The 25,829-nt window shown below is 62.0% G+C and carries 28 protein-coding genes and 1 riboswitch; of the genes, 15 read left to right on the top strand and 13 right to left on the bottom strand.

What is annotated here, in order from left to right; genetic code table 11:
- A complete protein-coding gene (locus tag ACQY1K_RS12625) occupies positions 1-861 on the top strand; it encodes a bifunctional 5,10-methylenetetrahydrofolate dehydrogenase/5,10-methenyltetrahydrofolate cyclohydrolase (RefSeq protein ID WP_430257524.1) in 861 nt (286 codons plus the stop codon).
- Between the two features lie 6 nt (positions 862-867).
- Here the strand turns inward: ACQY1K_RS12625 and ACQY1K_RS12630 are convergent, their stop codons facing one another.
- From ACQY1K_RS12630 to ACQY1K_RS12640, 3 genes are all read right to left on the bottom strand, one after another.
- Positions 868-1,653: an ABC transporter ATP-binding protein gene (locus ACQY1K_RS12630; RefSeq protein ID WP_430257525.1), complete on the bottom strand. Its 786-nt coding sequence runs from the start codon at positions 1,651-1,653 to the stop codon at positions 868-870.
- The gene (locus tag ACQY1K_RS12635; protein WP_430257526.1) at positions 1,650-2,681 is read right to left on the bottom strand and encodes a FecCD family ABC transporter permease; all 1,032 of its coding nucleotides are present in this window, start codon (positions 2,679-2,681) and stop codon (positions 1,650-1,652) included. The genes ACQY1K_RS12630 and ACQY1K_RS12635 overlap by 4 nt, the downstream gene beginning before the upstream one ends.
- 81 nt (positions 2,682-2,762) lie before the next feature.
- On the bottom strand, positions 2,763-3,770 hold the full coding sequence (locus ACQY1K_RS12640) for an ABC transporter substrate-binding protein (protein WP_430257527.1): 1,008 nt from the start codon (positions 3,768-3,770) through the stop codon (positions 2,763-2,765).
- Positions 3,771-3,900: 130 nt separating this feature from the next.
- Positions 3,901-4,095, bottom strand: a riboswitch (cobalamin riboswitch).
- Between the two features lie 293 nt (positions 4,096-4,388).
- Between ACQY1K_RS12640 and ftsZ the strand changes: the two genes are divergently transcribed.
- Positions 4,389-5,384 carry a cell division protein FtsZ gene (ftsZ, locus tag ACQY1K_RS12645; protein ID WP_062455086.1) on the top strand — a complete coding sequence of 332 codons (996 nt, stop codon included), beginning with the start codon at positions 4,389-4,391 and terminating at the stop codon, positions 5,382-5,384.
- A gap of 75 nt (positions 5,385-5,459) precedes the next feature.
- Here ftsZ and ACQY1K_RS12650 read toward each other — a convergent pair whose 3' ends face one another.
- Positions 5,460-8,021 (bottom strand): GcvT family protein, encoded by a 2,562-nt coding sequence (locus tag ACQY1K_RS12650; protein ID WP_430257528.1) that lies wholly within the window; start codon positions 8,019-8,021, stop codon positions 5,460-5,462.
- Between the two features lie 174 nt (positions 8,022-8,195).
- Here ACQY1K_RS12650 and ACQY1K_RS12655 point away from each other — a divergent pair, with 174 nt between their 5' ends.
- Positions 8,196-8,600: a hypothetical protein gene (locus ACQY1K_RS12655; RefSeq protein WP_174196285.1), complete on the top strand. Its 405-nt coding sequence runs from the start codon at positions 8,196-8,198 to the stop codon at positions 8,598-8,600.
- Between the two features lie 62 nt (positions 8,601-8,662).
- Complete coding sequence (locus ACQY1K_RS12660) at positions 8,663-9,139, top strand: DUF3597 domain-containing protein (RefSeq protein WP_113109845.1); 477 nt, start codon at positions 8,663-8,665, stop codon at positions 9,137-9,139.
- A 124-nt stretch (positions 9,140-9,263) separates the two neighbouring features.
- Here ACQY1K_RS12660 and ACQY1K_RS12665 read toward each other — a convergent pair whose 3' ends face one another.
- A complete protein-coding gene (locus ACQY1K_RS12665; RefSeq protein ID WP_430257529.1) occupies positions 9,264-9,521 on the bottom strand; it encodes a hypothetical protein in 258 nt (85 codons plus the stop codon).
- 173 nt (positions 9,522-9,694) lie between these two features.
- Between ACQY1K_RS12665 and ACQY1K_RS12670 the strand changes: the two genes are divergently transcribed.
- Positions 9,695-11,107: an FAD/NAD(P)-binding protein gene (locus ACQY1K_RS12670; RefSeq protein ID WP_430257530.1), complete on the top strand. Its 1,413-nt coding sequence runs from the start codon at positions 9,695-9,697 to the stop codon at positions 11,105-11,107.
- Positions 11,108-11,158: 51 nt separating this feature from the next.
- Here ACQY1K_RS12670 and ACQY1K_RS12675 read toward each other — a convergent pair whose 3' ends face one another.
- Positions 11,159-11,467, bottom strand: coding sequence for a hypothetical protein (locus ACQY1K_RS12675; RefSeq protein WP_062455075.1), 309 nt, complete (start codon positions 11,465-11,467; stop codon positions 11,159-11,161).
- Positions 11,468-11,624: 157 nt separating this feature from the next.
- Here ACQY1K_RS12675 and dinB point away from each other — a divergent pair, with 157 nt between their 5' ends.
- The 5 genes from dinB (at position 11,625) to ACQY1K_RS12700 (ending at position 14,769) form a co-directional block, all read left to right on the top strand.
- A complete protein-coding gene (gene dinB / locus ACQY1K_RS12680) occupies positions 11,625-12,719 on the top strand; it encodes a DNA polymerase IV (protein ID WP_174196282.1) in 1,095 nt (364 codons plus the stop codon).
- 51 nt (positions 12,720-12,770) lie between these two features.
- Entirely contained in the window at positions 12,771-13,520 is a 750-nt protein-coding gene (locus tag ACQY1K_RS12685; protein WP_430257531.1) for a DNA polymerase III subunit epsilon, read from the top strand.
- A gap of 28 nt (positions 13,521-13,548) precedes the next feature.
- Positions 13,549-13,866, top strand: a complete 318-nt coding sequence (locus ACQY1K_RS12690; RefSeq protein ID WP_192086112.1) for a hypothetical protein — start codon at positions 13,549-13,551, stop codon at positions 13,864-13,866.
- 72 nt (positions 13,867-13,938) lie between these two features.
- The gene (locus tag ACQY1K_RS12695; RefSeq protein ID WP_430257532.1) at positions 13,939-14,520 is read left to right on the top strand and encodes a 2'-5' RNA ligase family protein; all 582 of its coding nucleotides are present in this window, start codon (positions 13,939-13,941) and stop codon (positions 14,518-14,520) included.
- Between the two features lie 6 nt (positions 14,521-14,526).
- Positions 14,527-14,769 carry a hypothetical protein gene (locus ACQY1K_RS12700; protein WP_430257533.1) on the top strand — a complete coding sequence of 81 codons (243 nt, stop codon included), beginning with the start codon at positions 14,527-14,529 and terminating at the stop codon, positions 14,767-14,769.
- Between the two features lie 63 nt (positions 14,770-14,832).
- On the opposite strand, the gene ACQY1K_RS12705 is transcribed toward ACQY1K_RS12700, so the two are convergent.
- The gene (locus ACQY1K_RS12705; protein ID WP_062455064.1) at positions 14,833-15,315 is read right to left on the bottom strand and encodes a pyridoxamine 5'-phosphate oxidase family protein; all 483 of its coding nucleotides are present in this window, start codon (positions 15,313-15,315) and stop codon (positions 14,833-14,835) included.
- Positions 15,316-15,532: 217 nt separating this feature from the next.
- On the opposite strand from ACQY1K_RS12705, the gene ACQY1K_RS12710 reads away from it, so the two are divergent.
- Both ACQY1K_RS12710 and ACQY1K_RS12715 read left to right on the top strand, forming a co-directional pair.
- Positions 15,533-15,751: a hypothetical protein gene (locus ACQY1K_RS12710; RefSeq protein WP_062455061.1), complete on the top strand. Its 219-nt coding sequence runs from the start codon at positions 15,533-15,535 to the stop codon at positions 15,749-15,751.
- Between the two features lie 82 nt (positions 15,752-15,833).
- Complete coding sequence (locus ACQY1K_RS12715) at positions 15,834-16,550, top strand: SDR family oxidoreductase (protein ID WP_209901673.1); 717 nt, start codon at positions 15,834-15,836, stop codon at positions 16,548-16,550.
- A 10-nt stretch (positions 16,551-16,560) separates the two neighbouring features.
- On the opposite strand, the gene ACQY1K_RS12720 is transcribed toward ACQY1K_RS12715, so the two are convergent.
- Positions 16,561-17,400 carry a helix-turn-helix transcriptional regulator gene (locus ACQY1K_RS12720; RefSeq protein ID WP_430257534.1) on the bottom strand — a complete coding sequence of 280 codons (840 nt, stop codon included), beginning with the start codon at positions 17,398-17,400 and terminating at the stop codon, positions 16,561-16,563.
- A 98-nt stretch (positions 17,401-17,498) separates the two neighbouring features.
- Here ACQY1K_RS12720 and ACQY1K_RS12725 point away from each other — a divergent pair, with 98 nt between their 5' ends.
- Complete coding sequence (locus tag ACQY1K_RS12725) at positions 17,499-18,383, top strand: SDR family oxidoreductase (RefSeq protein ID WP_430257535.1); 885 nt, start codon at positions 17,499-17,501, stop codon at positions 18,381-18,383.
- A 29-nt stretch (positions 18,384-18,412) separates the two neighbouring features.
- Here the strand turns inward: ACQY1K_RS12725 and ACQY1K_RS12730 are convergent, their stop codons facing one another.
- The 3 genes from ACQY1K_RS12730 to ACQY1K_RS12740 all read right to left on the bottom strand — a co-directional run bounded on the left by ACQY1K_RS12730 (position 18,413) and on the right by ACQY1K_RS12740 (position 21,711).
- Positions 18,413-19,669, bottom strand: a complete 1,257-nt coding sequence (locus ACQY1K_RS12730) for an arsenic transporter (RefSeq protein ID WP_113165520.1) — start codon at positions 19,667-19,669, stop codon at positions 18,413-18,415.
- 20 nt (positions 19,670-19,689) lie between these two features.
- Complete coding sequence (locus tag ACQY1K_RS12735; protein WP_113109833.1) at positions 19,690-20,949, bottom strand: MFS transporter; 1,260 nt, start codon at positions 20,947-20,949, stop codon at positions 19,690-19,692.
- Between the two features lie 162 nt (positions 20,950-21,111).
- Positions 21,112-21,711 carry a hypothetical protein gene (locus ACQY1K_RS12740; protein ID WP_430257536.1) on the bottom strand — a complete coding sequence of 200 codons (600 nt, stop codon included), beginning with the start codon at positions 21,709-21,711 and terminating at the stop codon, positions 21,112-21,114.
- A gap of 136 nt (positions 21,712-21,847) precedes the next feature.
- Between ACQY1K_RS12740 and ACQY1K_RS12745 the strand changes: the two genes are divergently transcribed.
- A complete protein-coding gene (locus ACQY1K_RS12745) occupies positions 21,848-22,510 on the top strand; it encodes a response regulator transcription factor (protein WP_062455050.1) in 663 nt (220 codons plus the stop codon).
- Positions 22,507-23,889 carry a sensor histidine kinase gene (locus tag ACQY1K_RS12750; RefSeq protein WP_192086104.1) on the top strand — a complete coding sequence of 461 codons (1,383 nt, stop codon included), beginning with the start codon at positions 22,507-22,509 and terminating at the stop codon, positions 23,887-23,889. The genes ACQY1K_RS12745 and ACQY1K_RS12750 overlap by 4 nt, the downstream gene beginning before the upstream one ends.
- A gap of 120 nt (positions 23,890-24,009) precedes the next feature.
- On the opposite strand, the gene ACQY1K_RS12755 is transcribed toward ACQY1K_RS12750, so the two are convergent.
- Positions 24,010-24,537, bottom strand: a complete 528-nt coding sequence (locus tag ACQY1K_RS12755; RefSeq protein ID WP_062455045.1) for a DUF4142 domain-containing protein — start codon at positions 24,535-24,537, stop codon at positions 24,010-24,012.
- Between the two features lie 11 nt (positions 24,538-24,548).
- The gene (locus tag ACQY1K_RS12760; protein WP_430257537.1) at positions 24,549-25,601 is read right to left on the bottom strand and encodes an alpha/beta hydrolase fold domain-containing protein; all 1,053 of its coding nucleotides are present in this window, start codon (positions 25,599-25,601) and stop codon (positions 24,549-24,551) included.
- Positions 25,602-25,829 lie beyond the last annotated feature (228 nt).

Here is a 25,829-nt window from a genome sequence, read left to right on the forward strand (position 1 = left end):
GTGACCCTGCCGAGAACGACCGCAACACTGCTGGACGGCGAAGCTCTCGCCGCCCGGCTGAGGCGCGAGATGGCAGCGCAGGTTGCCGGTCTCCGCGCGCGCGGCATTGCGCCGAAGATGGTGACGGTGCTGGTGGGAGACGATCCGGCCAGCGCCACCTATATCGGCCGAAAACATGCAGACTGCGTCGAGGTCGGTATCGAGGCCATCGACCTGCGCCTGCCCTCGGATACGACCACCGAAGCCCTGCTCGAACGGATTGCCGCCGTCAATGCCGACCCCGCCATTCACGGGCAGATGGTGCAACTGCCGCTGCCGCCTGACATCGACGAGACGAAGGTGATGACCGCCGTGTCGCCGGCCAAGGATATCGATGGCCTGCATCCGCAAAATCTCGGGTTGCTCCTGGCGGGAAAGCCGGGCCTCCTGCCCTGCACCCCGGCCGCGATCCTTGCGCTTTTGCAGGACAATGCCGTTCCGCTCGCCGGCCGGGGGGTCGCCATCATCGGCCGCGGCCAGCTCGTCGGGCGACCGCTTACCGTGCTTTTGTCGGCCAAGGGAATCGATGCGACGGTGACGCTTCTACATAGCGGCTCTCGGGATATCGCCGAGGACATCAGGCGCGCCGACATCGTCATCGCCGCCCTCGGCCAGCCCGGTTTCGTCACTGCAGACATGGTCAAGCCCGGTGCCGCCGTCGTCGGCGTCGGCATCAGCTACGGCGCAGATGGATCGATGGTCTCGGACGTGGCAGCCGATGTCGCTGAGGTCGCAGGCTGGGTAACGCCGCCGCAGGGTTCGGTCGGCGCGCTCACCCGTGCGATGCTGCTGCGCAACCTGCTACAGATCGCCGCCGCCTAGACCGGTTCACATCAGGAACTGGATATGCAGCCGGCCGTGATGCGGCGAGGTCGAAACATGGGCTTCAACGCCGAACACGTCGGCGATCATCTTCTCGGTCAGAATTTCGACCGGCGAACCGCAGGCGACCAGCCGTCCCGCCGAAAGCACGGCGATCACATCGCAGAACCGGGCGGCGAGGTTGAGATCGTGGATCGCGACGACCGTCGTCAGCGGCAGCTCCGAGACCAGCCGGAGGATGTCGATCTGGTGCTGGATGTCGAGATGGTTGGTGGGTTCATCGAGGATCAGCACCGACGGCGATTGCGCCAGCGCTCGGGCCAGCTGCACGCGCTGACGCTCTCCCCCCGACAGCGTATGCCAGAACTGCTCGCGGCGATCATCCAGCCCGACGCGCACCAAGGCTTCGGTCACGATCCGGTCGTCCTCTTGCGTCCATGGCGACAGCGCCGACCGGTATGGCGTGCGTCCAAGCCGGACCACGTCGATAACCGTGACATTCGCCTCGGTTGCGGAATGCTGTTCGACCACCGAAACCCGGCGCGCGAGCTCGCGCCGTCCGAAACCGCTCATCGGCTTGCCATCCAGCGTGACATTGCCGGCGGCGGGTGGCCTCAGACCGGCGAGCAGACGGATCAGCGACGACTTGCCGGAACCATTGGGTCCGATCAACCCGAGCGTCCGGCCCTCATCGACCGAAACCGTGACGCCATCGACGATCACCTTGCGCCCGGCGAGCCAGCGGACCGCACTGGCGGCCAAGACCGGGGCGGAGACGGTATCGGTTGTCATGCGACCCTCCTCGCCCGGTAGAGAATGACGCAGAAGAAGGGAACGCCGACCAGCGCCGTCACCACCCCGATCGGCAGGATCTGCGGTGCGATGACGATGCGCGACACGATATCGGCGAGCACCATGAAAAGCGCTCCAATCAGCGCACAGGCAGGCAGAAGCCGGATGTGGCCGGGACCGACGATAAACCGTGCCGCATGCGGAATGACGAGACCGACAAAGCCGATCGCACCCACCATGCTGACGATCGTCGCCGTCATCAGCGCCGTGACAAGCAGCAGCACCACGCGGACCCGCCGGACCGCGATGCCGAGCGAACGCGCCGCATCCTCGCCGAAGGTAAACGCATCGAGCGCCCGCGCATGCCAGATGCAGACGATGAGCCCGACCGTCACGACCGATGCGGCGAGCGTCACCTCCGGCCAGCGGACGCCGGCAAGGCTGCCGAGCAGCCAGAACATCACGCTGCGCGCCTGTTCGGCATTGGCAGACGTCGAGACAATGTAGGAGGTGAGCGCATTGAACAATTGCGAGGCGGCAACGCCCGCAAGAATTGTCCGGTCCGCCGTCTGGCGTCCGCTCGACAGCATCACCACGAAGATAAAGGCGATCAGCGCGCCGGCAAAAGCTCCGGCGGAAAGCGAGATTGCGCCCGCCCCAAACCCAAGCAGCATGACGCTGACAGCACCCGTCGAGGCTCCGGCCGAAATGCCGAGAACATAGGGTTCGGCAAGCGAGTTCCGCAGGAGCGACTGCAGGATCGCCCCCGACAGCGCCAGTCCGGCGCCGCAGAATGCCGCGACCAGCGACCGCGACAGGCGATAATCCCAGATCACCGCTTCCTGGATGCGCGGCAAGGCCACGGCCGTAAAGCCGAGCCGGTTCGTCACCGCCGCAATCGTCGTCTCCATGGGAATGGTCATCTCACCGATCGCCACCCCGGCAACGATGGCGACGAGAAGCGCTGAGAGCACCAGGAACACGCCCGCGGCACCCAGCGCCCAGCGTCCGATACGGGATCGCCTCACGGGAGATGCCTGAACTGGTCGAGCGCACCCGCCATATCGACGAAGGCGGAACGAGCGGAATGCGTGATCACCTGCCGCACCTTAATTCGCGAGGCCAAAGGACTGGATGCCCCGGGCGAGCGTCTCGATGCCCTCGATCGTGCGGATCGTCGGGTTCATCGACTGGGCATCCATCAGCACGAAACGTCTGTTCTTGACCGCGTCCAGCTGGCTGACGACGGGATCGGTCTCCAGAAATTTGATCTTCACGGCCGGATCGTCGGCGGCATAGCGGCGACGGTCCATCGTTGCGACGACGATGACGGAGGGGTTGGCCTCAGCGATCGTTTCCCAGCCGACCAGCGGCCATTCTTCTTCCGTCGTCACCACATTGCGGGCGCCGATCGTCTCAAGGATATAAGCCGGTGCGCTGTTCTTGCCGGCTATAAAGGCATCGCCCTTGGTTTCCTTGCTGGAATACCAGAAGACGATCGGCAGGTTCTTGATCTCCGCGCCCTTGATCGATGCGACGGCTGCGGCTTCGCGCTGTTTCAGGTCTGCGATCAGAGCGGTGCCCTTGTCCTCGACATCGAAGATCTTCGAGAGCTCTGAAATCTCGCGGTAGATCAGGTCCATCTTGAACAGTTCGTTGCGAACGCCGTCACCGCCATCGGCATTGGTCTTCGCGACGCAATCGGCGGGCGAGACATAGGTGTTGATGCCGAGATCGGAAAACTGCTCGCGCTTGCCGACCGATCCCATAGGCCCAACATGCCACTCGAACTCGGCAGCGACCAGATCCGGTTCGAGACTGACGACCGATTCAAAGCTCGGGTCGTTGTCGGCAAGCCGTTTTATCTTCGCGTCCACCCCGGCATAGGGCGTAAGCACCGGCCCGACCCAGACGGCAGTGCCCGCCACCTTCTCGGCCAACCCGAGCGAATAAAGCACTTCGGTCATGCCCTGCCCGATCGAGACGATCTTCTCGGGCGCCTTGTCGAACGTGACGGGGCGACCGCAATTCTCGATCGTCAGCGGGTAGCTGGTCGGTGCTGCAAACGCCAATGTGGGAAGTGCCGCAACTAAGGCGGCGATAAGCCCTGATTTCATGTCCTGTCCTTTAATGATCGGAAAAAAGGGCAGGACGACCTGAAGCCGCATCGCGGCTCGACGTCGACATGGCGCACGAGCGCATTGCTTGCGACATAATCATCTCCCTGCCGGAACCCCTCGTCCGGTGTTGGTTGTCCATGCCACGGCAGGTCTCCTGACTTGCGGCTCGAACGCCTTCCATCGCCTTCCCGATCGGATGATCAGTGGTATCGATGGCTGGCTCGCCGCTTACAGTTGCGAGGGCAGTCGCGGACTTGGCCCGAAAGCCTCACCGCATTCCCTTTTCATCTGCGATTGCAGAACCGTAGCGCCCCAACTGATAGGGAACACGCCGGTGCTTGTCCAGAGCGATCCCCGCGCGATCTCTGCCGTTGCAGAGTGTAATAGTATAACATACCAATTTACGCAACGGTCTATTTTGGATTGGTCGCGACCTTTGTGAGGCGCTCAATTCAGGGATGCTGTACATTAAATCGCGATGACATCGCCCTCACCCTACTCCTGCCTCTTTGGCCTGACAGCGCTCTGGTCTATGACCTTGCGGACAGATAGCCTGCGGGGCGATTCGCCGTCCTTCTGGTATGGGACGACCGGAAGGAGCTGAAGGAGACGAAGATGACGGATATTAAGAGCGGCTTGACCGAATTGAAACCGCAGATAACCGTGATCGGTGTCGGAGGCGGTGGCGGTAACGCGATCAACAACATGATCACGGAAAATCTCCACGGCGTGGAATTCATCGCCGCCAATACGGATGCCCAGGTTCTGGCGACATCCAAGGCGTCGCGCCGCATTCAGCTGGGTGCGCAGGTGACCGAAGGTCTCGGTGCGGGATCGCTGCCGGATATCGGCCGCGCGGCGGCTGAAGAATCGATCGACGAGATCATGGATCATCTCGCCGGCTCGCACATGTGTTTCGTCACCGCCGGCATGGGCGGCGGCACCGGAACGGGTGCGGCCCCCGCGATTGCACGCGCAGCACGCTCTGCCGGCATCCTGACGGTCGCGGTTGTCACAAAACCCTTCTCGTTCGAAGGACACCGCCGCATGAAGACGGCCAACGAGGGTATCGAAGCCCTGCGTGAAGCCGCCGATACGGTCATCGTCATTCCGAACCAGAACCTGTTTCGCATTGCCGACGCCAAGACCAGCTTTGCCGACGCGTTCATGATCGCGGACCGCGTGCTGTTTTCCGGCGTCAGCTGCATCACCGACCTGATTGTCAAGGAAGGCCTGATCAACCTCGACTTCGCCGACGTGAAATCGGTGATGAAGGGCATGGGTCGTGCGATGATGGGAACCGGCGAAGCTTCCGGCGATGGCCGCGCGCTGATCGCCGCCGAAGCCGCCATCGCCAATCCGCTGCTCGACGACATCTCGATGAAGGGCGCCAAGGGCGTGCTCATCTCGATCTCAGGCGGTACCGACATGACACTGTTCGAAGTCGATGAAGCTGCGAGCCGCATCCGTGACGAAGTCGAAGCCGAGGCCGACATCGTCGTCGGCGCGATCTTCGACAAGAACCTCGACGGCAAGTTCCGCGTGTCGGTCGTCGCAACCGGCCTCAACGGCAACCAGCAGGGCTCTTCGTCCCCGACTGCGCAGTACTAAGATCAGTCTCAGCCAATAAAAAAACGCTCCGTGGACATCCGCGGAGCGTTTTTTGTTTGTCAGACCCGAAGCCGGTCAGCTTCTCGGCTTGAGATTTTCAGGGTCGTAGAGCGGCTTGTAACCGACCGCTGCGACTTCCACCGGGAAGGCCTCGTTGAAATAATCCACCGTCAGTTTCCGGCCGACCTGGCAATGCGACCAGGGCAGATAGGCGAGCGCGATATTCTTGCCGATCGTCGGGCCGTAGGCGATCGACGTCGTATAGGAACGCCGTCCGAGTTCATCGATCAGAACCTCGCCCGTGTCCGGATCCATGACCGGCAGCGAGCCGACCGGATAGCGGGCGACACCGGACGCATCGACATTGTCGGTCATCACGAGCGTGCAGAGCATCGCCGGCTGATGGTCGCGGGCCTTGTATTCGAGATGCTTCGCCTTGCCGCAAAAATCGGCTTCCTTGACCTTTGGACGGGCAAGATCCGCTTCGATCAGGTTGTACTGGGTCAGGAGATCGCCGTTCTGCAGGCGCAGGCTCTTTTCCATGCGGCGTGAGTTGGCATAGGTCTCGACGCCGAAGGCCATCACGCCGGTGGCACGCAGCGCATCCCAGACGGCAACGCCGTCCTCGTATTTCATATGCAGTTCCCAGCCCTGCTCGCCCACATAGGAGATGCGGAACGCCGTGACATGCTTGCCGGCGATCTCGATCGGCTTGATCGCGGCGAAGGCGAAGTTCTCGACATCGAGACCTTCAGGGTCGGCCACGACCTTCTTGAGGTTTTCGCGAGCGTTCGGGCCCCAGATGCCGATGGTGATGAACTTTTCCGAGACATCGGTAATGGTGACGTTGAGGCCACGATCCTGCGCGACACGCTTCATGTAGAGCAGGTCCCGCGGCCCGGCATCGGCGCCGTTGACGAGACGGCCGCGATCAGCCAGGCGGAAGACGGTGAAATCGGCCCGCACCATGCCCTCGTCGTCGAGGAAGTGGGTGTAGATGCCCTTGCCGATATTGCCGTCGCCGCCGATCTTGGCCGCGCACAAGTATTCCAAGAGCTCGACATGGTCGGGCCCCTCGATATCGACCATGTGGAAATGCGAGAGGTTGACGATGCCGCAATCCTCGCTCATCGCCAGATGCTCGGCGTTCGACACGCGCCAGAAGTGGCGGCTGTCCCACTCGTTTTCGCGCGTCGGCACCCGGTCGCCGTATTTCTCCAGCAGATGCTCGTTGGCCGCGTAGCCGTGGGCACGCTCCCAGCCGCCGAGTTCCATGAAGTAACCGCCGAGTTCCTGTTCGCGGTCGTGGAACGGCGAACGCTTGGCGCCGCGGCCCGTCGCATAGGGTTCGCGCGGATGAACGGCCGGGAAATAGATCTTCTGGGCCGCCTCAAAGGTGCGCCCCTCGATGAACTCTTCCGTCAGCTGATGCGGATAGAAGCGCGCGTAATCGATCGAGTTGTGGTCGATCTCGGTGCGACCGTCGGTCATCCAGTCGGCGATCAGCTTGCCATAGGCCGGGCCGTCCTTGACCCAGATGGCAACGCAGTACCAGAGCCCGCGCACCTTCTGGCTTTCGCCGCAGGAAGCACCGCCGCCGGCCGACACCTGCAAGAGACCGTTGAACGAATGCCCTTCGTTATAGCCAAGCTCGCCAAGAATCGGCGTCAGCTCGATCGCCTTTTCCAGCGGCTCGATGATCTGTTCCATGTCGAGATCGCGCTGCGACGGCGACAGCCGCGCTTCGTGCTTTTCAAGAATGTCGCGGGGATGACAGAGGCGCGGATGGGTGGTCTCGTAGTAACCCCACTCGATCTGACCACCCTCGGTCGTCTTCGGATCGCCGGTGTCGCGCATATAGGCCGAATTGCCCTGGTCGCGCAAAAGCGGATAGCCGATTTCCTTGCCGGTGCCTTCGAACTCGTTATAGGGCCCGAAAAAGGTCAGCGGATGATCGACCGGCATGACCGGCAGATCCTCGCCCGCCATTTCGGCAATCAGCCGGCCCCAGATGCCGGCGCAGACGACGACATGGTCGGCCATGATCGTGCCGCGGTGGGTGACGACGCCCTTTATGCGGCCGCCCTCGATAATCAGAGACTGCGCCGCCGTATTGCCGAATACCTTGAGCTTTCCGGCTTTTTCGGCGGCGTCTACCAGCTTGCCGGCGACTGTCTGCGAGCGCGGAATGACGAGACCGGCATCTGGATCAAACAGACCGCCCTGCACCTGATCTTCCTCGATCAGCGGGAACATCGCCTTGATCTCGGACGGCGAGACGTAATGCGCCCGGGTGCCGAAAGCCTTGGCGGAGGTTAGCTTGCGCTTGATCTCTTCCATCCAGGCATCGTCGCCGGTGCGGGCGACTTCGAGGCCGCCGATGCGGGCGTAGTGCCCCATCTTCTCGTAGAAATCGATCGAATACTGGGTGGTCCAGACCGACAGGTAGTCATGGCTGGTCGTGTAGCAGAAGTCCGAGGCATGCGCGGTCGACCCGATATCGGTCGGGACCCCAGACTTGTCGATGCCGACGATATCGTCCCAGCCGCGCTCGACAAGGTGATGCGCGATCGACGCACCGACGATGCCACCGAGCCCGATGATGACGACCTTAGCCTTTTGCGGAAATTCTGCCATTGCATGCCCCAACCGAGTGAAGCCGCGATACTAGAGGGACAGACGCGACAGGTCACCTCAGATTACGACATCAAAAACTGTTGCAGCGCCACGCACGCCCGAAGAGGTATATGAGGAACTTCTTGGCCCCTTCTCCTGTTTAGCACTCGATAAAATGGTAACAGGGGCAATCACATGAAATTCAGAGCATTGAAGGCGGTGACCGCTGTCGGTCTTGCCTGCCTGATGCTGGCGGGCTGCGTCAGCGAAGGCGGCACCTACACCGAGTACCGTTCGTCCGATCGCTACGACCGGTTCAACCGTTACGACGGTCCGAACTACCGTTACCGTCATCACCGCGACCGCGATCGCCACCACGGCCGTCACGACGGCCGCCGGCCCGACCGTGACAACGATCGGCCGCATCGGGACTGGAACCGTGGCGACCGCCCGGAGCGCCCCGGCTACATCCGCAACGACCGCGACGGCCGCAATGATCGGGGTGGTCGCGATGGCCGTGACCGTTCCAGCGGTCGTGGCGGACCGGACCGTTCAGACCGCGGCTCACGCGGCGATCGCGTCGTTGTCCCGCAGAACTAAAGTGATCCGTCATCGACGTGATCTCGTACCATGTATGGCATAAACCAACGGAGGAACTATCCATGAGCATATTCAGCAAGATCAAGGACGCCATCTTCGGCCATCCTGCCGCGGCTGCACCGGCTTCGCCAACAGGCGCCGAGCCGACACCGACGTCCATGGCAACGCCAGAACCTGCTGCGACCACAGCCCCGCCGGTCGGCGGAACAGCCCAGGCTGCGCCGAAGACTGCAGGCGCACCGCCAGTCGCAACTCCAGGCTCGACCTCTGCCACGATGCAGACCGTCGATATCGCACCGGTCCTCGACGCAGCCGTCAAGAAGAGCGGCCAGAAGCTCGACTGGAAGCATTCGATCGTCGACCTGATGAAGGCGCTCGGCATGGACGCGAGCCTTTCGGAGCGCAAGGAACTGGCCGAAGAACTCGGCTACACCGGCGACCAGAGCGATTCCGCCACGATGAACATGTGGCTGCACAAGGCGCTGCTGAAGAAGCTGTCCGAAAACGGCGGCAAGGTGCCTGCCGAACTTCTCGATTAATGGTTTCGGGCGCTCCACTGCGGGCGCCCGAACTTCTATCTGATAAAAACTGCTTGCGATTCCCGTCATCCGGACGGTTGAGACATGACGAAGGCCCGGCTGAGACCGGCTTCCGCGTCATGTCTCAGTAGGCGAGAGACGTACTCCAGAGAAAAATGTCCTGCTGGTCGGTAACCGTCAGTCGATCGGCATCAGTCTCCTCGACCTTCTGCGTCTCGAGCCGTGGCAATGCCGCGGCTTCTTCTTTTCGGTCACCGGCCAACTGCCTTGTCGATCCGAACAGATCGATCCCAAATATCGAAAAGCCGCCACCAATCATCACGCTCTCCATTCCTTCCCGATCTTTGATGTGTAATGTCGCGTCAGAGGGAGTCGTGAACAATATTGCCTGCGAGAACACTGGACTAAATTTAGCCGCGCCAAGGGATAAACGTGCTCCGTTTCCGATGCCTGGGAAAAAGCCCTTTTTTCAAGCGCAGCGCCTATCGATTTTTGATTCAACGACGTACCGTGCGAGTTTAAAAGAGCGGCCGCGTCTAACCGAAGTGACTGACAGTGACAGCATCGACGACGTCTGAACGGCCTGAACCAACACGATCTTCAATCGCCATTATCGGCGGCGGCGTGACCGGGGCAGCGGTCGCTTACCATCTGGCGACCGGCCACAAGGCGGACGCCGTCGACATCACCATTTTCGAGCCGCGTGCCGAAATCGGCAGGGGCCTGGCCTACGATACGCGGGACCCGGTGCACCGGATCAACGTCCCGGCAACGCGAATGAGCATACTTCCTGGCGATCCCGAGCATTTTTCGAGATGGATGGAAACGACCGGCTCCGTTGCGGAGGATGAGGCGGCATTTCGCGCTGATGGCAACGTGTTTCCGCGCCGGGGCATCTTCGGAAACTATGTCCTGTCCAACCTTCAACCTCTTTTGGCATCCGGAGCCGTCCGCCATATCTGCGCCGCGGTGACCGGCGTCGAAAAGCGGCACGACCAATGGCATGTCACCGATACCACCGGGCAGACGCTGGTTGCCGATATCCTGGTGATCGCTGCCACCCACCCTGCTCCGGTTGCCCCACGCTCCTTGAGACGACTGGCCGAGCATCCGCGCTATGTCGCGGACCCGACAGCGCCGAACGCATTGGCGCCGATCCGGGCCGACGATCGGGTCCTCGTCGTCGGCAACGGGCTGACCTCCGCGGATGTCATCGCCTCGTTGAAGCGTTGCGGGCATAGCGGCAGCATTACTGCCCTTTCGCGCCGTGGCCTGCGCTCGCGCGGACACGCCACCTTTGCGCAAGAGCCGTTCGGCGACTTTCTCGACCGTCCCGCCACAAGCGCATCCGAGATCCTGTACCGCGTGCGGGCCGCGATCAGGGAAGCGCAGGCAGAGGGTCAGACCTGGCATGCGGTTCTCGACCAGTTGCGCTCGCAAGGCGGCGGCATCTGGAAGCATCTGCCGCTCGAGGCACGCCGCCGGATCGTGCGACACCTGCGTCCCTATTGGGACGTCCACCGCTTCCGGATTGCGCCGCAGGTGGAAGACGTGCTCGACGCGGAGGCGGCAGCCGGCAGGCTCGACATCCTCGCCGCAGGCATCGTCGACGTCAGCACCGACGGAGACATCATCGATGTCACCATCAAGCGGCGCGGGAAGAATGGTGTCGAAGTCCACCAGTTCGATGCCGTCGCGGTCACGACCGGCCCCGCCCACGGCAACGTGCTGCAGAGCCAGCAATGGCTGCGGCAACTCCGCGATCAAGGCTTTCTGCACCTCGATCCGACGGGGCTTGGTCTTTCCTGCAACGAGCAGTCCAACGCGATAGACGCGGATGGCAAGCCCGAACCAAGGCTCTTCATCGCCGGCCCGCTGGCACGCGGACATTTTGGCGAGTTGATGGGATTTCCGCAGGTTGCGGAACATGCGCTGCTCGTCGCCGATTCGATTGCAGCAAACCTCTGAGCTCACCGCCCTACGGAGCCGGCTGAGAGCCGGCCCCTTGGTTCGCTGAAATCAGCGGCCGGTGACCCGTATCGCGCCTGCTTCGCCAAAACTCTTCTGCACCGCCGCCATCTTGCTCTCAGTGATATCGGCAGAAACCTCGATCTCGCCCTCCAGCGGGCCATCGGTGCGCTCTCCGCCATCATGCGACGCATCGCCACCCGACGGCGCGGATCCGACCGTGTTGTCGGCACCGACGGACTGGATGAAGATATCCGGACGCGAGATACCGTGCTGCTGCACCAGATGTTCGACCGCAAGGTCTGCGGCCGCACGGGTGTCGAAAGTCGCTCGAATGGTTGTCGTGCTGTCGTCAGCCATGAAACTGTCTCCTGTTGATGATCACCAGAAGCAAACGCCTTCAAAGCCCGCTTGTTTCCCTCATGCACAGGAAGCTGGGCAGAGAGCTTGGATATTTGTCGGAAGACTGCTATGTTCTCTTTTTGTTTCCATACGATCCAGCAAACCGCACGCCCGCATGAATGTCACGGCCTCCATATCCACCCGCAAGATCATCCATGTCGACATGGATGCGTTCTATGCCTCCGTCGAGCAGCGCGACAATCCTGACCTGCGCGGCAAGCCTTTGGCTGTCGGCGGATCCGCGGCGCGCGGCGTTGTGGCGGCCGCAAGCTACGAGGCGCGCGCCTTCGGCGTTCACTCCGCCATGCCCTCCGTCACTGCCAAGCGCAAATGCCCGGATCTGATCTTCGTGCCGCCGCGCTTCGAGGTCTACAAGTCGGTGTCCCGGCAAATCCGGGAGATCTTTGCGGAATACACGCCGCTGATCGAACCGCTGTCTCTCGACGAGGCCTATCTCGACGTTACCGAGAACCTGAAAGGCATGGAGATCGCAACCGAGATCGCGCTGGAGATCCGTGCCAAGATCAAGCAGGTGACGGGCCTCAACGCATCGGCCGGCATTTCCTACAACAAGTTCCTCGCCAAGATGGCAAGCGACCTCAACAAGCCGAACGGCCAGGCCGTGATCACGCCAAAGAACGGCCCGGGCTTCGTGGAATCGCTTCCGGTCAAGAAATTCCACGGCGTTGGGCCGGCGACTGCCGAGCGGATGAAGAAATACGGCATCGAGACCGGCGCTGACCTCAAGTCGAAGTCGCTGCAGTTTCTCGCCGAGAGCTTCGGCAAATCCGGACCCTATTTCTACGGCATCGCCCGCGGCATCGACGAGCGCCAGGTGCGTCCCGACCGGATCCGCAAATCCGTCGGCGCCGAGGATACATTTGTTGAGGATATCGACGCCCTCGACCTTGCGACCGCCGAACTGAGGCCACTTGCCGAAAAGGTCTGGCGCCACTGCGAAGCGCATCGCATTTCGGGCAAGACGGTCACCGTGAAGATCAAATATTCCGACTTCACCCAGGCGACACGCAGCCGCACGGCGTCCCTCCCCTATGCAAGCGTCGCGGAAGTGCTGGCGGCGGCATCCGGGCTCCTGGCAACCGTCTATCCGTTCCGGCGTTCGGTAAGGCTGCTGGGTGTGTCCCTCTCGTCGCTGGTCGGCGCCGGGCCGGATGACGTGGAACAACCGCAGCTCGGTCTCGATTTATAATCGACAAGCACACAAAGAGCGCGGCCAATAAGCGTCGACAAGGACTTCGACATGAGCAATCCCACCATCCGCGTCATCGACCTCGAGACCGGCGGCAACGGACCGAACGACGTCTGCGAGATCGGCTGGCAGGATGTCACCCTAGGGGCAGACGGAAGATGGCAGATTAACGAGGACCGCGGTGCGCTTCTGGTCAATCCCGGCCGTCCGATGTCGCCCGACACGATCGCGATCCATCACATCCTTGACAGCCATGTCGCCGACGCGCCGTTCTGGAAAGATATCGCACCGACTGTCCTGCGTCCCCCGCACCGGATCGAAGCGCTTGCCGCCCATCGCGCAGCCTTCGAACAGCGATACTGTACACCGCGGCTGACGGGTGGCCTGCCCTGGATCTGCACCTGGAAATGCAGCCTGCGGGTCTGGCCCGAACTGCCGCGGTTCTCCAACCAGATGCTGCGCTACCTGCGTATGCCAGAAGGTCTGGTCCACGAGATCGGCCTGCCGGCGCATCGTGCCATGCCTGACGCCTATGTCACGGCGCACCACCTCCGCGACCTCCTCAACGAGGCATCGCTCGAAGACCTCCTGGCCTGGAGCAGCGAGCCGGGTCTGCTGCCGCGCGTGCCGTCAGGCGCGGATCGCGGCAAGCCCTGGGACCGGATCAGCGAAGATGCGCTTCGGGACCTCGCGGAAGACCGGGATATCGATATCCGCTTCACCGCCCGCGCCGAATTGACGCGCCGCGGTGAACAACCACAGCCGCCCGTCGTTGACCCTCCGCAGGGAACGCTCCTGTAATCGGTATGGCGAAAACCGGGGTTGGACGATGAGCGAGACGTATCCGGATACACCCGACGGCAAATACTTCGTCGTCCGCGGCAGGCTCTGGCGTCGAAGCAACCCGGCGCTGGACGCGGAGACGCGTCAACGCCTGGTCTCGGACCTGATGTCGGCACGCCGGGCCGTCCGCGATGCGAAAGGCAAACCCGACGCGATGGCCGAAGCGCGCCGGCGGGTCGACGATGCCAAGGTTCAGCTTGGCGAACGCGGCCCTGTCTGGTGGGATGACGGCGAGCCCGATCTCAACCGGCATATGGCCAAGAACACGCCCTATGCGGACTGGTTCGCGAAACTGAAGGATTGATATCGCGGGCCCGGATCCCAGATCTCGGCTTCAAAGACCCGTTCGAAACCTGGCCCGGAAGGTTCAATCCCAGTGAAGACGCTTCAGCCGCTGATCCTGACAGCCCGTATTGCGGAAGGCGACAGAGCGCCTTTCGATCTGTTGCGGAAAACCCATTTCCCGCCGGACCGGAATTTCCTCGATGCGCATCTGACGATGTTTCATCGGCTACCCGGCGAATATACGGAGCGGATCGTCGAGCACCTCAAACGGGTCGCCGAGGCTGGGTCATCGATCAAAGCCGAGGTCAGCGGCGTCCGCCATCTCGGTGCGGGCGTCGCCTTCACGATCGACAGTGCCGCGCTTCAGGATGTGCGAGCCCAGTTGAAGGAGGCCTTCCTACCATGGCTCGGTCCGCAGGATATGCAGAAATGGCAGCCGCATATCACGATCCAGAACAAGGTATCGAAGGACCGGGCCGACCGGCTGTATCAGGAGCTTCGTGCGGAGTTTCAGCCATACACAATCGAGATTACAGGTGTTGATCTGTGGAAATACCTCGATGGACCCTGGCAGCATGAAACCTCCGCGATATTTGCGGAAGATCGAGACGCCGTTGTTTCCGGTCGCGATCAAAGAGAGCGTGCCGGCGTCCAAAGCCATATCAAGGAATGAAAACTAATGCCCGGAGCGTTCAAATCTATCTTCGTCCTCGCCTTCGATCTCGATGAGAGAGGGCAGACCGTTCCGGTGTTCGCTGTCAGGGAAGCACAAGACGAGACGGCTGCGATCGATGAGGCCCGCAAACTCGGCGATCGACATGCCGGAGCCGTCGTCTGGAAGCGCGAGGCATCGCCAGCTGTCGGGGAGGAAGGCGAACCGGTGGTTATCTTTCAAACCGGAACGATCGGCGATTTCAACTGAGACGCCGGCCCGTCTATGCGGGCCGCAGAAGAATGGCGGACGGTTGCCCGTCCGCCTTGAAGGTTACATCTGAACCTTGGCATTGTCGCCCATGTCGGGCTTCGAACTGGAAACGGCGGCTGCCGCCATCTTGATGTAGCTGATGACTGTGCCAGGGCTATCCCAGTATTCCGCTGCTGACGGCGTGATCTTCAGGACGCGGATCGAAGGATCCTCGGGGCTGTCCCACCACGCCTTTGCCGGTGTCGCCCAGAGGTCGCGGATCTTCTCGCGATCGTTCTGCACTTCTGCCGTCGCCGAAATGGACACGTATTTCTGGCCCTTGGAATCGGCAAACGCCAGGCAAACGTTCGGGTAGCGCGCGATTTCCTCGTCCTTGTGGCTTGCCACATCCGTCAGAAAGTAGAACGCATTCTCAAGACGCTCGGCATAGGCCGCCATCGGCCGAGCCCGCAGATCCGTACCCGACTGGGTCGTGAGCATGCAAAACCCGATCTTCTCCGCAAGGTCCCAGACCTTCTCGTGTTCGTCTTCGATGTGAGCCATGCGATTTCTCCTTTTGATGACGCGGGTCAACTGGCGAGCTTGGCTTCTGTTCCAGACCCGCCGATATCTTGCACCGGAAACGTGCAGCGGCAGGAACAGGATGACCGGGGCGCCGTTAATCTAACTCAAGGTCCGATCTCATGAACGCTTGCGACAGCGCTCAGCCGAGGTCGAGGCGACTTGGCAGACGATTGACGCAACGGGAAGGAACCGGTTCATGACCGATCAGGAAACCTCGACCAAGAAACTCGCGATGAAATATCTCGAACTCGGCGGCACGCGCCGTGCAAAGCTCGACGACAATATCGCCGACGTCCGCAAGTGGGATGACGAACCGGCCGAGGCAGACGAGTTCTGGAAGACGCAGATCGAACCGCTCGAAGCCGCGCGCCTGCGAGAAGTCGAAACCCATCTGCCGACCATCAACTCCGACTGACGACGCCTACCCAATACCGTGGAGTTCGGGCATAGTGCGATGAAGAAGCGACCTACACGCGCGTATCTCGGATATGTCAGACATGGCAGGCACTGAAACCAGTCTTCTCGCATCGCTGCCGAACGGGTTCCGGGCGGCAGTGATCGGGGCAAGCGGCGGTATCGGTTCCGCGATCTGCGAGTGTCTGCAGAACGAGCCGCATCTCGGCGAACTGATCGCCTTTTCCCGCAGCCGCGACGGTCTGGACTTCGCCGACGAGACGAGCGTGGCGGACGCCGCAGGCTCGATCTCGGCAAAGCCGATCCACCTCCTCATTTGCGCCACCGGCATCCTGACGACCGATGGCCGCGGCCCGGAAAAGTCTCTGCGGCAGCTCGATCCCGAAACGATGATGGCCCAGTTCCGCACCAACGCCGTCGGCCCCGCCCTTGTCGCGAAACACTTTCTCCCACTGTTTGATCGCGAAACCCGCTCGATCGCCGCATTCCTGTCAGCCCGTGTCGGATCGATCGGCGACAACAGGCTCGGCGGCTGGGTGTCCTACAGATCCGCCAAGGCGGCGCTCAACCAGATTGTCCGCACCGTTTCGATCGAATATGGCCGCACCCATCCGGCAGCGGTCATCACCGCCATTCATCCGGGGACGGTTCGCACGGGTCTATCAGACCCCTATTCACGCGGTCACAACACGGTCAGCCCGGAACAGGCGGCAGCGTCGATCCTCTCAACGCTCAACAGCCTCGCCCCGGAGAATTCCGGCTCTTTCGTCGCCTATGATGGAAGCAGTATTCCCTGGTAAGATAGAGCGGTCAGGGTTTAGCTGATGCCGCGCGGTCGGCAACGCGCTGCCGGATTCTCGCGGCCATCGCCGGATCGACCGGGTTGTAGACCATCATCCCGAGATCCGGACGACCGTCGACGGAGAATGCGGAATATTCCAGCTCGACCGTGCCGAGATCCGGATGTTCGATCCGCTTCAGGCCATCGCTTTGAAGCCTCACGTCGTTTTCACCCCAGAATGCCGCAAATTCCGGACTGGACTTCGAGAGCTCGTCGACGAGATCCGAAACCTCCGACATCGCACCGGCCCGTGCGGCATCGGCGCGAAAGGCGCCGACGACAAACCGGGCGAGCCCTTCCCAGTCATGTTGCTTGGCGCGGAGCGACGGGCTCGAGAAAATCTGTCGCAGGAGGTTTCGCTGGCCTTCGGGCAGTTTCCCGTAGTCGGTCAGAACCACGGCCGCCGCCGCATTCCACGCCACCACGTCCCATGTCGCGGTCTTGACGAAAGCGGGGCTCGCATCGAGCGTATCCAGCAAACGCTGGAGCCTGGGCGTGATTCCCTCCGTGGACTTGTAGCGAACCTCCGGCGGCCGTCCGAGACCGAGCATGAAAAGGTGTTCGCGTTCCGGCTCCGTCAGCATCAACCCAGAAGCGATCCGGTTCAGAACGTCCGCCGAGGGCGCGCCGCCGCGGCCCTGCTCCAGCCACGTGTACCAAGTCGGGCTGATATTGGCGCGTTGAGCAACCTCCTCCCTGCGCAGCCCAGGCGTCCGTCGTCGTCCCGAAAACCCGAAGGCAGCAGGGTCGAGCCTCGTGCGGCGATCTTTCAGAAACGCTGCCAATGAATTCGGGGTGATGTCCGGCATCGATACCCTGTTAGCAATTATACCCTGATACGATCACTACTTTAACGGAATAACAAGAGCGCAGATAGTCCCGGTGTGAAAGCAACTGGAGAATGACAATGCGTGTGTTTCTCACCGGAGCCACGGGCTTCATCGGCTCCGCGCTGGTTCCTGAACTTCTCGACGCGGGCCACGAAGTCATCGGCATGACCCGCTCGCAGGCAGGCGCACAGAAACTGATCGCATCAGGGGTCGAACCGCATCTGGCGACGCTCGAAGACGTCGAAAGCATAGAACGCGGCGCCCGGAATGCGGATGCCGTCATCCATACGGCGTTCGACCACAACTTCGAACGCTTCGCCGAGAACTGCGAAAAGGACCGGCGGGTCATCGAAGCGCTGGGGGCAGCCCTTTCCAGCTCCAACCGTCCGCTGCTGATCACCTCGAGCATCGCGATGGGTGCGCGCGGCAAAGGCGAGCTCGCTGTCGAAGACGTCTTCGATACGGATCATCCCAATCCGCGCATTGCCTCCGAACAGGCTGGGAACCGGCTTCTGGCCGCCGGGATCAATGTTTCCGTGCTCCGTCTGCCGCAGGTCCACAATACGTTCAAGCAGGGCCTCATCTCGCCACTCCTCGACATTGCAAGAGCAAAAGGTGTTTCAGCTCACGTGGGGGACGGAACGAACCGCTGGTCGGCCGGTCACCTTGGCGATGTTGCGCGCCTCTACCGCCTTGCCATCGAGAAAGCGGAACCCGGTGCGCGCTATCACGCGGTCGGCGAAGAAGGCGTGGAGATGCGCCTTATCGCGGAAGCGCTGGGTCGCGGCTTGAATGTCCCTGTTGTTTCCATCTCAGCCGACGAGGCTTCGGAGCATTTTGGCGCGATGGCACGGTTCGTCGGTCTGGACATGAGGGCGTCGAGCGCAAAGACACAAGCAAAGCTCGACTGGCACCCGACCGGCCCAACGCTGATCTCCGACCTCGATGCGATGGTCTATTGATGGACTAGCCCGCAAAGCGCGCCAGCGCCTCATTGGATAAGAAGGACTGCAAGCGACAGGGCGAGCGCCGGAAGCATGACGACGGCGCCCAGCTTGAGAAAGCTCAGGGCGCCGATGTGCAACCCTTCGCGCTTCAGCGCCGTCAGCCACAGAATGGTCGCGAGCGACCCGGTGACCGAGAGGTTGGGGCCGAGATCGACGCCGATCAGCACCGCGCCGGCGATCTTGTCGGACACATGCGCCAGTTCCACGGCGCTTCCGGCAACAAGGCCGGCCGGCAGATTGTTGACGAGGTTGGAGCCGAGCGCCACGACCGTGCCGGCGATCGCCGCCGTCTGGGCGGGATAGAGCGAGGCATTCTGGGTCAGCTGATGCGCCAAGGCATCGATCAGGCCCGTCCGGTTCAGGGCTTCGACCACGACGAACAGGCCGGCGACGAGCGGCAGCACGCTCCAGGACACGCCCTTCAGCGTTTCGACAGGGCTCTGCCGGGTGATCGCGAGAACAGCCGCCGTCGCGATGCAGCCGGCCACAAAGGTGGGCAACCCGAGATCGAAATGCAGCGCCGATGCGCCGAGCAGCAGGACCGCCGTCGCGCACAAGGCAATCCCCGTCAGCCTTGCGCTATGCGACAGCGGCACGCTTTCAACCACGGGGGACACGCTGTCGGCCGCGATGGTCGAGCGCTGCGTCCAGTAAAGCGCGATAAACGTCACGACGATCGAGACGATCGAGGGAAGACCGAACGTGGCGAGCCAGCGCGACAGAGGCGGCATCGTTCCGCCGCCGAAGATCACCAGATTGGCCGGGTTGGAGATGGGCAGCACGAAGCTTGCGGCATTGGCGATGAAGGCGCAGATGAGGAGGTACGGCATCGGATCCTTCACCTTTGCCGTGCGGCATGCCGCATAGACGGCAGGCGTCAGCACGACCGCGGTCGCATCGTTCGAAAGGAACGCGGTGACGACGATGCCGACTCCATAGATCAGGACGAACAATCGCTTCGGCGAGCCTTTTGCATAGGCGGTCGCAATCGATGCCAGCCAGTCGAACAGCCCTTCCCGTCTGGCAAGTTCCGACAGCAGCATCATGCCGATCAGGAACAAGTAGACGTCGAGCCCCTTGGCGACCCCGGCCCACGCATCCCAAGGCGCGATCAGGCCAAAAGCCAGGAGCAGCGATGCGCCAAGCACCGCCCATATCGCTTCCGGCCAGGCAAACGGCCGGGTAATGACGCCGAGCGCTGTCAGGCCGGCGATGCTCCAGGTCATGGTCAATGCGTTCATGGATGGTCCAACCGAAACGATTATGGTGCGACAGGGATCTCGCGATCGTCTCCTGCCTTGTTCGCACCTTTTTGGGAAGGGGCAATGCTCTTGCGCCCGGCGAGAAAGGCGGCAACGGCAAGCGCTGCAACGCCGCCATGCACCCAGTAGGCAAGCGCATAGCCGCCGACATCCGTCAGCCAGCCGGCCACCACGTTGCTCAGCGATGCGCCGATGCCCTGAACGGTCATGACCGCAGCCAATCCGACATTGAAACGACCGGTTCCCGCAAGGATCCGTTCCGCAGCAATCGGGGTTGCGATACCGATCAGGCCTGCGCCAACTCCATCGAGGATCTGCACCGGATAGATCACAGCGAAATTGCTGAAGGAGCCTGCGATCGCACCGCGGATCGGCAGTGCAAGCAGCGCGATGAGGAAGACCGTCGCCAGCCCGAACCGCCGGATCAGGAAAGGCGCCGCTAAAGCCATGACGATCATCGACAGCTGCGACACGCCGGTCGTCACCGCCGTCGTCTGAAACGGCGTCCCGAGATGGATCGAGAAGTCCTGGGCAATGAGGCGGCTGATCGGCGCGTTGCCGAAGTGGAAGATCATCAGCGTCACGGCAAGCAGGATCAGCCCCTTGCTGCCCACTAGGACGGAATAGCCGGAGGGACCCGGCGCTCCATCGTCATGCGCCAGACCGCGCGCCGCGTTGTGATTGATCCGCTCCGGGTCGATCGCAAGCGCTGCCAGAATGGCGGCGACCGCCGTGACGATCATCAATCCGATGACACCGCTGACGCCGAAGTAGACCGTCGCTAAATAGATGCCGGCGAGCGAGACGACGTTGCCGAGATGGTTCCAGAATTCGTTTCGCGACACCTGACGGGAAAACGCCTTTTCGCCGACGAGGCCAAGCGTCAGCCCCATCAGCGCCGGACCGACGACGGCGCCAACGATGGCGGTTGCCGACTGACCGCCGAACACCGATGCGTTTCCGGGGCTGGCAAGCGTCCACAAGGCTGCCGCCGTCACCAGGATCACCGGGATGATGATGAGCGTGCGTTTACGCTTGGAGGCATCCACCCACGCCCCAAACAGCGGCGTGGCGATCATTCCGAGTACACCGCCAAGCGTGGCGATGAAGCCGAGCGTCATCGGCGACCACCCGTGGGTAGCGAGAAACCCGTCGAGAAACGGTCCAAGCCCGTCGCGGGCGTCGGCGAGAAAGAAGTTGAGGACGGCAAGTGCCACCAGGGATCGATCAGTCAGGCCTGTCTGTAGGGTGGATCGCATGCCAGCCTCGCTTCATCATGCTACATGCTTGAAAATTGTGGCGTCCAACGCCGGTGGCGGACGCGGGGTTCCAGCGTGCCCGAAAGAAGATCGGGCACGCTTTCCCGTTACAACCGTGCCGTCAGGGCTCCGCCACCAGGTTTTGCAACCAGGGCTTTACCCCTATGGCGCAGGGGGTGTCGGCATATCACCGCGCGGGCCATCATGCGGAGACCCACCGGCCGGGCCATGAGGCGGAGGGCCACCGGCAGGTCCGTCATGCGGAAGGCCGCCAGCTGGTCCGTGACGCGGAGGGCCGCCGGCCGGGCCGAGCGCTTCCATGCTACCGTCCTGACGAACGATGTAGGTCGCATGCAGGAAGCCGTTGTCGAAGCGACCCTGGACGCTGACGGCTTCGTTGAGATCGACAAGCTTGCCGTCGTCACCCGATGGCCCGGTTTCAACCAGTGCCCGTCCGCTGTCGTCCTGAACGACGAACTTGTTGCCGAATACCTCGGCTACCGTCCCCTTAACCGTCACCAGGCTGTCCTCCTTGACGGCGGAGATGGCGACCGGGTTCATGGGCGCAAGCTCGACGCTCGGCCCGGTCAGCTTCATTGCGCCGGCTCCGGCTGCGGCCCCGATGGCAAGGATCGCCAAGGCAGTGACGCCGAAGGTTGCCATACGCCGGTTGCCGGTCTTGTGCGGGGGCTTGGGTGCATGCGGCTTGTCGGCCGGACCATCCTTCTGATCGACGGTCGTGTTGTTGTCCGAAATTGACATGGTCTTCTCCTGTTTCTGTATGCCAGGAGAGATTTATCAGTCGACGACCGATAACAGCCTGAACCTTGTGGTTCAGTTTGAGTTAAGCCTTGCCGCCATAGGACAGCGTCTCTCCACCACGGCAAACGGGTTGCACATGCGCGTACTTCTGGTCGAAGACGACACCGATCTTTCCAAACGCATCGCAGCCAGCCTGCGGGCCGAAAGTTTTGTCGTGGACATTGCAAAGAACGGCGAGGATGCCGAGCACGCAGGACTGACCGAACTCTACGACGTTGCCATTCTCGATCTGGGCCTGCCGAAGATCGATGGCGTGTCGGTTCTGAAATCGTGGCGGGCCGCGGGCCGCACCCTCCCCGTCCTGATCCTCACCGCCCGCGACGGATGGCCGGACAAGGTCGAGAGCTTCAAGGCGGGCGCCGACGATTTCCTCACCAAGCCGTTCAAGATCGAGGAACTGGTGCTGCGCATGCGCGCCCTCGTCCGCCGCGCCACGGGCCATGCATCCTCCAAAATCCTCTGCGGTCCCCTGGAGTTCGACGCCCAGCTCGGCACCTTCCAGTTCAATGGCCTGTCGCTGAAACTGACCGCGCTGGAATGGCGCGTGCTCTCCTGCCTGATCCTGCGCAAGGACGTCATCGTCGATCGGCGCGAGCTGATCGAGCGCGTCTACGAAGGCGATGCCGAGGTCGATTCCAATTCGATCGAGGTGATCGTCGCGCGCCTGCGCCGAAAGATCGGCGCGGAACTGATCGAAACGGTTCGCGGCCGCGGCTACATGCTGACGGCAGCGCCATGACCGGGCTCAACCTATCCGGCCAGGCGTCGATCGCCCGGCGGCTCGCCGGCTTTTCCATCATCTTCGTAACGGCGACAGTGATCGTCGCATCCGTCATTCTCTACCTGATCGTGGCGGGCGTGGTGAGGGAGCAGATCGATCAGCGGCTCGACACCCAGATCGAGGGATTGCGAAATGCACTGACCACCGACAGTGCCGGCGACGTCGTCCTCTCTGCAGACCTCGACGGCCCGCCATTCGATCGTCCGCGCTCCGGATGGTACTGGCAGGTGTCCGACGATCGGACCCGCATAACCTCCCGCTCGCTGGCCGAGGAAACCCTGGAAAGCCCGCCTCGCCCTTTCGACTGGCGCCACGCGGCGAAGCCCAAGCCACTTCCGGCCGATCGTGTCGCCTTCCGCGAAGAGACACTGTATCTGCGAACGCTGGAAACGATGGTCGGAGATCGGACGGTCGAGATCATTGCATCGGCGCCGCAATCTTCCCTGAGCGCACCCGCCGGGCGGGCATTGTTGTGGCTGGTTCCTGCGATGCTTCTTTTGGGTGGCGTTCTCGTCGGCGGCATCCTGCTGCAGGTCCGCTACGGGCTTCGACCGCTGAGACAACTGACGTCAGACATCGCATCCATTTCCGCAGGCGCGCTGCCGCGGTTGCCGGATCAGGACGTCGAGGAGTTGCAGCCCGCATCCCGCGAGATCAACCGCCTCGTGGACAAGAATGCCGAGAGGCTCGCCGAAACGCGCCTGCATTTCGCAAACCTCGCGCACGGCCTGAAGACACCCGTCGCAAGCCTGCAATTAGCCTTGAACGGCGCCAACGACCCCACCAACGAGATGCGCGATCTGGTCGACAGGATCGACCAGCGCATCCGCCATCATCTCGCCCGTGCCCGCAAGACTGCCTCCAGCGGCACCGTTTCAGCAACGCAGGTGAACCCCCGCATAGACGATCTCGTGCTTGTCATGTCGCGCATCCACGCTGACCGGGGCATCTCGGTGCAATGCACGATCGAGCCGCAAATTTCGGTTGCCTGTGCGGCCGAGGATTTCGACGAGATCGTCGGCAATCTCCTCGACAACGCGTTCAAATGGGCTGGCAGCCTTGTCGCGATCGATGCCCGCACGGACGGACGCTCGATCGTCATCACGCTCGAAGACGATGGCCCCGGCATCTCCGACGATACGATCGAGAAGGCATTTCTGCCGGGTGTGCGGATGGATGAGACGGTCGCTGGAGATGGGTTCGGCCTGACGATCGCCAATGAACTCGCACAGCTCTATGGCGGAAAAATTGCGCTTCGCAATCAAGACGATAAGGGACTGCGCCAAACCATCACATTGCCGAAAACGGCCGCAGGATCGTCACCCGTTCCAGCTTGAACCGTCCTCTCCCCAACCCCTGGAACAACAATGGCCGCCCCGTTTCCGGAGCGGCCATTGTTTTAAACGTCTCGACATTCACCCGGCCTGCTGAGACGCAGGCTCCAGATGCTGCCCGCCTCAGTGAGCCGCGACGAGCTTCGTCACGTGCATCTTATGCATTTCAAGCTTCGGCAGAGTCTTGGCCGCGAACTCCTTGACCGCCGCATCGTCACCGCCCTTGGCATAGGTCGCAAACAAGCTGACCGCTTCCATATGCGCTGTTGCCTGCATGTCGATATAGAGCGGCTCGAAGTCCTGGTCAGATGCACCCTTCAGCATTTCAAGCATGGCCGCGTGCTTTGGCGACATAACCGGTGCCTCGTCTCCGAGCTTGGCCGCCTTTTTGAGTTCTTCGCCCGCCATCGTATGATCCTTGATCATCTCTGACGCGAACTTCTTCACGTCGGCATCCTTGGCCTTTTGTTCGGCGAGCTTGCTCGACTCGATCTCGAAGGCGTTGGAGCTGGTGACGGCTTTGACGAAGGAAGCCTTGTCGACGTTGAACGCGGCAGCGGCTTTGTCGGCGCTGGCGGGCTGTGCCGCAAAGCTTGCCGAGGACATCAAAAGCGAGAGCGATACGAGCGAGGCTGAAATCATCTTGTTCATAGGGGCTCTCCTTACTTGGCTTTGTCGAAGGCTGCGATGAGATCGGCGACGGCGAGATCCAGTGCCTGCTTGGCTTCCGGAACGACCTTGCCCATGCCGAAGAACTCGTGTGTCACGCCGTTATAGGTCTTGGTATTTACCGCAACGCCGGCGTCCTTGAGCTTGGACGCATAGGTTTCACCGTCGGACCGCAGCGGATCGATCTGCGCGAGGATCACGGTTGCCGGAGCAACGCCTGCAAGGTCCGAGCGACCGTTGAGGTTGATGCGCGGGTCCTTGGTCTCATCCATGGACGTGACCGTGTTCTTGACGAACCATTCCATATCGGCCTTGCCGAGCGGCTTGGCATTGGCGTTTTCCTTGTAGGACGCCGTTTCCATGTCGTTGCCGGCGACCGGGTAGACGAGAAGCTGGTGAACCGGCTGCTTCGCCTTCATCTCCTTGGCCATCAGAGCGACGTTGGCCGCGAGGTTGCCGCCGGCGCTTTCGCCCGCAACCGCGATCTTGTCGGAGTTGCCGTTCATGTCGTGAATGTTCTCGACAACCCACTTATAGGCCGTCCAGGCATCGTTATGAGCAGCCGGGAACTTGTGCTCCGGCGCATGACGGTACTCGACGGAGACGACGATGGCTTTGGCGCCGAGCGAAAGGGCACGCGGTGCGCCGTCATAGACGTTGATGTCGGCAACCACCCAGCCACCGCCGTGATAGTAGACGACGACGGGGAACGGACCCTTGCCGGCCGGCATGTAGACGCGCGCGGCGATACCGCCTTCAGCCGTCGGAATGGTGATGTCCTTGGTGGTCACCTGCGCTTCGGGATTGGACGACAGGCGCTTTTCCCACTGGACAGCCTTCGCAGCATCGGCAGGGCTTGCCTGTGTGCGGGCTTCCGGAACGCTCAAGCTCGAGAACGGCTTGGCGTCTAGCGCACCAAGCTTGTCGAGCACCGCCTGCATATCTGTGGTGGGTTTTGCCATCTCCTGCGCAAACGACGGGGCGGCAAGCGGGGCGGCCATTATCAGTGCGAGAGGAAGTGCTTTCGCAAACATTGAGGACTTCATGTCGGGTCTCCGGTTTAGATGGCTAGCTAACCGGGACGAGGGCCTTATGTTCCAGATAATGCTGTTTTTTCAGATGCTAATCTACAGATGCTGATTTCGGCGGACACCGCTTGCCGGGTGCAGCGACGGCGAGTAGCGGCCAAAACCGACAGGCGACCGTTGCCGGCCGCCTGCGATAGTTGTCAGATAGAATTACTGGTGGGCGGCGTTATTCCAGAGCCATCCATC

The organism is Neorhizobium sp. IRS_2294 (assembly GCF_050500145.1).
Taxonomy (GTDB): Bacteria; Pseudomonadota; Alphaproteobacteria; order Rhizobiales; family Rhizobiaceae; genus Neorhizobium; species Neorhizobium soli.